The 4,128-nt window shown below is 64.9% G+C and carries 8 protein-coding genes; all 8 read right to left on the reverse strand.

All coding sequences use genetic code 11. The features are described 5' to 3' along the window. Window positions 1-50: 50 nt before the first annotated feature. Window positions 51-647: a 50S ribosomal protein L17 gene (rplQ, locus tag ACRDU5_RS15040; protein WP_526615397.1), complete on the reverse strand. Its 597-nt coding sequence runs from the start codon at window positions 645-647 to the stop codon at window positions 51-53. Between the two features lie 40 nt (window positions 648-687). Beyond that, window positions 688-1,740 (reverse strand): DNA-directed RNA polymerase subunit alpha, encoded by a 1,053-nt coding sequence (locus ACRDU5_RS15045; protein ID WP_526615398.1) that lies wholly within the window; start codon window positions 1,738-1,740, stop codon window positions 688-690. 101 nt (window positions 1,741-1,841) lie between these two features. After that, window positions 1,842-2,447, reverse strand: a complete 606-nt coding sequence (rpsD, locus tag ACRDU5_RS15050) for a 30S ribosomal protein S4 (protein ID WP_526615399.1) — start codon at window positions 2,445-2,447, stop codon at window positions 1,842-1,844. 9 nt (window positions 2,448-2,456) lie between these two features. After that, window positions 2,457-2,873, reverse strand: a complete 417-nt coding sequence (rpsK, locus tag ACRDU5_RS15055; RefSeq protein WP_526615400.1) for a 30S ribosomal protein S11 — start codon at window positions 2,871-2,873, stop codon at window positions 2,457-2,459. After that, on the reverse strand, window positions 2,873-3,247 hold the full coding sequence (rpsM, locus tag ACRDU5_RS15060) for a 30S ribosomal protein S13 (RefSeq protein WP_526615401.1): 375 nt from the start codon (window positions 3,245-3,247) through the stop codon (window positions 2,873-2,875). The genes rpsK and rpsM overlap by 1 nt, the downstream gene beginning before the upstream one ends. A gap of 189 nt (window positions 3,248-3,436) precedes the next feature. Then, the gene (rpmJ, locus tag ACRDU5_RS15065) at window positions 3,437-3,550 is read right to left on the reverse strand and encodes a 50S ribosomal protein L36 (protein WP_003879483.1); all 114 of its coding nucleotides are present in this window, start codon (window positions 3,548-3,550) and stop codon (window positions 3,437-3,439) included. A gap of 33 nt (window positions 3,551-3,583) precedes the next feature. Further along, window positions 3,584-3,805: a translation initiation factor IF-1 gene (infA, locus tag ACRDU5_RS15070; RefSeq protein WP_526615402.1), complete on the reverse strand. Its 222-nt coding sequence runs from the start codon at window positions 3,803-3,805 to the stop codon at window positions 3,584-3,586. 223 nt (window positions 3,806-4,028) lie between these two features. Continuing rightward, the coding region (locus ACRDU5_RS15075) for a hypothetical protein (protein ID WP_526614207.1) at window positions 4,029-4,128 on the reverse strand (100 nt) is incomplete at its 5' end.

Here is a 4,128-nt window from a genome sequence, read left to right on the forward strand (position 1 = left end):
CGGTTCCGTCGTAGGCGATATCGAGCCGAAGACGACTCGCGGTCATGCCACTAGGACTTGTCGGCATCCTCATCGGAAACGTCGGCCTGCTCTTCGGCAGGTGCCTCTTCCGCCACAGCGTCTTCGCCCGGAGCCTCCACCTCGGGGCCCACGGTGGCCTCCGGCTCGACGGCCGCTTGTGGAGCCGCCGCGGCCGCAACGGGCGCGGCTTTCTTGCTCGCCGCGGTGCTGGACCCGATGTCGCCGCCGGAGCTGCTCCGGCGGGCCCGATTGGCCTCGGAAGTCACCGTCTTCTCCCGCACCAGCTCGATGACGGCCATCGGGGCATTGTCGCCCTGGCGCGCCTCCACCTTGATGATGCGGGTATAGCCGCCGTTGCGGTCGGAGTAGAACGGCCCGATCTCGGCGAACAGGGTGTGCACCACATCCTTGTCGCGCAGCTTCTTCAGCACCTCACGCCGGTTGTGCAGCGTGCCCTTCTTGGCGTGCGTGATCAGCTTCTCCGCGTACGGCCGCAGCGCCCTCGCCTTGGGCTCGGTGGTCTTGATCCGGCCATGCTCGAATAACGACGTGGCCAGGTTGGCCAGCATCGCCTTCTGGTGCGAGGACGACCCGCCGAGGCGACGGCCCTTGGTGGGCTTGGGCATTGGTGACTCCTAATGTTCTGAAGAGTTATGAACCCGTTGCTTAGAGCTGTTCGGTTTCGGCGTAGTCCTGATCGTTGTCCAGCTCGTAGCCGGCGTCGCTGTTCCACGTGCCGGTGGCGACGTCGTAGCCGGCGACCTCGGACGGATCAAACGTGGCCGGGCTGTCCTTCAGCGACAGGCCGAGCTGGTGCAGCTTGATCTTCACCTCGTCGATGGACTTCTGGCCGAAGTTGCGGATGTCCAACAGATCCGACTCCGTGCGGGCAACGAGCTCGCCCACCGTGTGCACACCTTCGCGCTTGAGGCAGTTGTACGACCGCACGGTGAGGTCCAGGTCGTCGATGGGCAGTGCGAACGACGCGATGTGGTCGGCCTCGGCCGGCGACGGACCGATCTCGGTGCCCTCGGCCTCGATGTTGAGTTCGCGTGCCAGACCGAACAACTCGACCAGCGTCTTGCCCGCCGACGCCAACGCGTCGCGCGCGTTGATCGAGCTCTTGGTCTCGACGTCCAGGATCAGCTTGTCGAAGTCGGTGCGCTGCTCGACACGGGTGGCCTCCACCTTGTAGGTGACCTTCAGCACCGGCGAGTAGATGGAGTCGACCGGGATGCGGCCGATCTCGGCGCCCGACGCCTTGTTCTGCACGGCGGGGACGTAGCCGCGGCCGCGCTCGACGACGAGCTCGACCTCCAGCTTGCCCTTGTCGTTCAGGGTGGCGATGTGCATGTCGGGGTTGTGCACCGTCACACCGGCCGGCGGCACGATGTCGCCCGCGGTGACCGCACCGGGGCCCTGCTTGCGCAGGTACATGGTGACCGGCTCGTCCTCCTCCGAGGAGACGACCAGACCCTTAAGGTTCAGGATGATGTCGGTGACGTCTTCCTTGACGCCTGGGACCGTGGTGAACTCGTGCAGCACGCCGTCGATGCGAATGCTGGTGACCGCTGCGCCGGGAATCGACGACAGCAGCGTGCGCCGAAGCGAATTGCCAAGGGTGTAACCGAATCCGGGCTCCAACGGCTCGATGACGAACTGGGAGCGATCCTCGGCAACGACCTCTTCGGACAGTGTGGGACGCTGAGAAATCAGCATGGTGTTTCTTTCCTCCTTCGCGGCAACCGCTATTTGATGCCACGTTTCCCCCCAGCTGCGCTGGGGACCCCAAGCCGCCATCGGGACGGCCTGGGAAGTCTTTACTTCGAGTAGAACTCGACGATCAGCTGCTCGGCCAGCGGGACGTCGATCTGCGCCCGCTCGGGCAGCTGGTGAACCAGGATGCGCTGGCGCTCCCCCACCACCTGCAGCCAAGCCGGGATGGGCCGATCACCCGCGGTCTCACGAGAGATCTGGAACGGCAGCGTGTTCAGCGACTTGTCCTTCACGTCGATGATGTCGTACTGCGACACCCGGTAGCTCGGGATGTCGACCTTGACACCGTTGACGGTGAAGTGGCCGTGGCTGACCAGCTGACGCGCCATCCGCCGGGTGCGCGCCAGGCCGGCGCGGTACACCACGTTGTCCAGCCGGGTCTCCAGGATTTGCAGCAGGGCCTCGCCGGTCTTGCCGGCACTGCGGTTCGCCTCTTCGTAATAGCGGCGGAACTGCTTCTCCATCACGCCGTAGGTGAAGCGGGCCTTCTGCTTTTCCTGCAGCTGCTGGCGGTATTCGCTTTCCTTGATCCGCGCGCGGCCGTGCTGGCCGGGCGGGTAGGGCCGCTTCTCGAAGGCCTGGTCGCCACCGACGAGGTCGGTGCCAAACCGGCGCGACTTGCGGGTTGCGGGTCCGGTGTAACGAGCCATGAGTACCTCCTAGACCCGGCGCCGCTTGGGCGGACGGCAGCCGTTGTGCGGCTGCGGGGTGACGTCGGAAATCGCGCCGACCTCCAGGCCGGCCGCCTGCAGCGACCGGATGGCTGTCTCGCGGCCCGAACCCGGGCCCTTGACGAACACGTCGACCTTGCGGACACCGTGCTCCTGCGCCTTGCGGGCGGCGTTCTCGGCGGCCAGCTGCGCGGCGAACGGCGTCGACTTACGCGACCCCTTGAAGCCGACATGGCCAGACGACGCCCAGGCGATGACGTTGCCCACCGGATCGGTGATCGTCACGATCGTGTTGTTGAACGTGCTCTTGATGTGCGCTGCGCCGTGCGGGACATTCTTCTTTTCCCGGCGACGGGTCTTGGTGCCCTTCTTGGGGGCGGCGGCGCCCTTTTTTGCGGGTGGCATTACTTGGCCTTCTTCTTGCCGGCGATGGTGCGCTTCGGGCCCTTGCGGGTACGCGCATTGGTCTTGGTCCGCTGGCCGCGCACCGGCATGCCGCGGCGGTGCCGTATGCCCTGGTAGCAGCCGATCTCGATCTTGCGGCGGATGTCGGCCTGCACCTCGCGGCGCAGATCGCCCTCCACCTTGAGGTTGCCTTCGATGTAGTCGCGCAGATGAGTCACCTGATCGTCGGTCAGGTCCTTGGTGCGCAGGTTCCGGTCGATGCCGGTGGCCTCCAGGATTTCCTGGGAGCGGGTACGGCCGACGCCGTAGATGTAGGTCAGCGCGATCTCCATGCGCTTGTCGCGCGGGAGGTCGACGCCCACGAGCCGTGCCATCAGGCAGTATTCCTTCTTCTAGGCGGAGGTCTGATCCCAGTCCGTTCCCCGTCTCATGGGGTCCGGCCTCCGTGCCGGACGTGGATAAGCGGCCTATCCGCTCACTGGTACTGGGATTTCGTCATTCAGTTGTGGGAAGGCTGGAGGAAGCCCTACTCGGCTGTCTGCTCCACGCGCAAGCGCTCGTCGCTAGCCTTGTCGCTGCTTGTGACGCGGATCGGAGCAGATCACCATGACCCGCCCATGCCGACGGATCACCCTGCACTTATCGCAAATGGGCTTGACGCTCGGGTTCACCTTCACGGCGGTCGTCGATCCTGTTCTTGGTTGGTCGTCTTACTTGTACCGATAAACGATGCGGCCCCGGGACAGGTCGTAGGGAGAGAGCTCCACCACCACCCGGTCCTCGGGCAGGATGCGGATGTAGTGCTGCCGCATCTTGCCGCTGATGTGGGCGAGAACCTTGTGACCGTTCTCCAGCTCAATGCAGAACATCGCATTGGGCAGGGGCTCGACCACGCGACCCTCGACCTCGATGGCACCGTCTTTCTTGGCCATTAGTTTTCGGAGGTCCTCCGTGTCCGTCTAGATCGTTGGCGCCTGTCGGCACGGCACTACTCCGACTTCAAAACGTGAGCCGGTAGCTAGAAATTCCAGAACAGGGGCACGCAAGAGCCGGCGCGATGCCGCACCGTTGGTCAATACTACCTGCTCGGCGACACCGCCCAAAATCGCCGAACGCCGACGTCAGGTCCCGTTGCAAGTGAGTGATCTTTAGTGGTCACGCGACTTGCACCCCGTCTCGGGGTTGTTCGGCGGCCTTGCGGCTGCCTCCCTTCCGCGCTTCACGGCCACCAGCCCGGCTAGGCCGGGTCTTACGG

It is taken from the genome of Mycobacterium sp., assembly GCF_050701515.1.
In the GTDB taxonomy this organism is placed as follows: Bacteria; Actinomycetota; Actinomycetes; order Mycobacteriales; family Mycobacteriaceae; genus Mycobacterium.

Coding starts and splice junctions, on each gene's coding strand:
- ACRDU5_RS15045 (WP_526615398.1), bottom strand. CDS start 1,740: ATGCTGATTTCTCAGCGTCCCACACTGTCCGAAGAGGTCGTTGCCGAG.
- rpsD (WP_526615399.1), bottom strand. CDS start 2,447: ATGGCTCGTTACACCGGACCCGCAACCCGCAAGTCGCGCCGGTTTGGC.
- rpsK (WP_526615400.1), bottom strand. CDS start 2,873: ATGCCACCCGCAAAAAAGGGCGCCGCCGCCCCCAAGAAGGGCACCAAG.
- rpsM (WP_526615401.1), bottom strand. CDS start 3,247: ATGGCACGGCTCGTGGGCGTCGACCTCCCGCGCGACAAGCGCATGGAG.
- rplQ (WP_526615397.1), bottom strand. CDS start 647: ATGCCCAAGCCCACCAAGGGCCGTCGCCTCGGCGGGTCGTCCTCGCAC.
- infA (WP_526615402.1), bottom strand. CDS start 3,805: ATGGCCAAGAAAGACGGTGCCATCGAGGTCGAGGGTCGCGTGGTCGAG.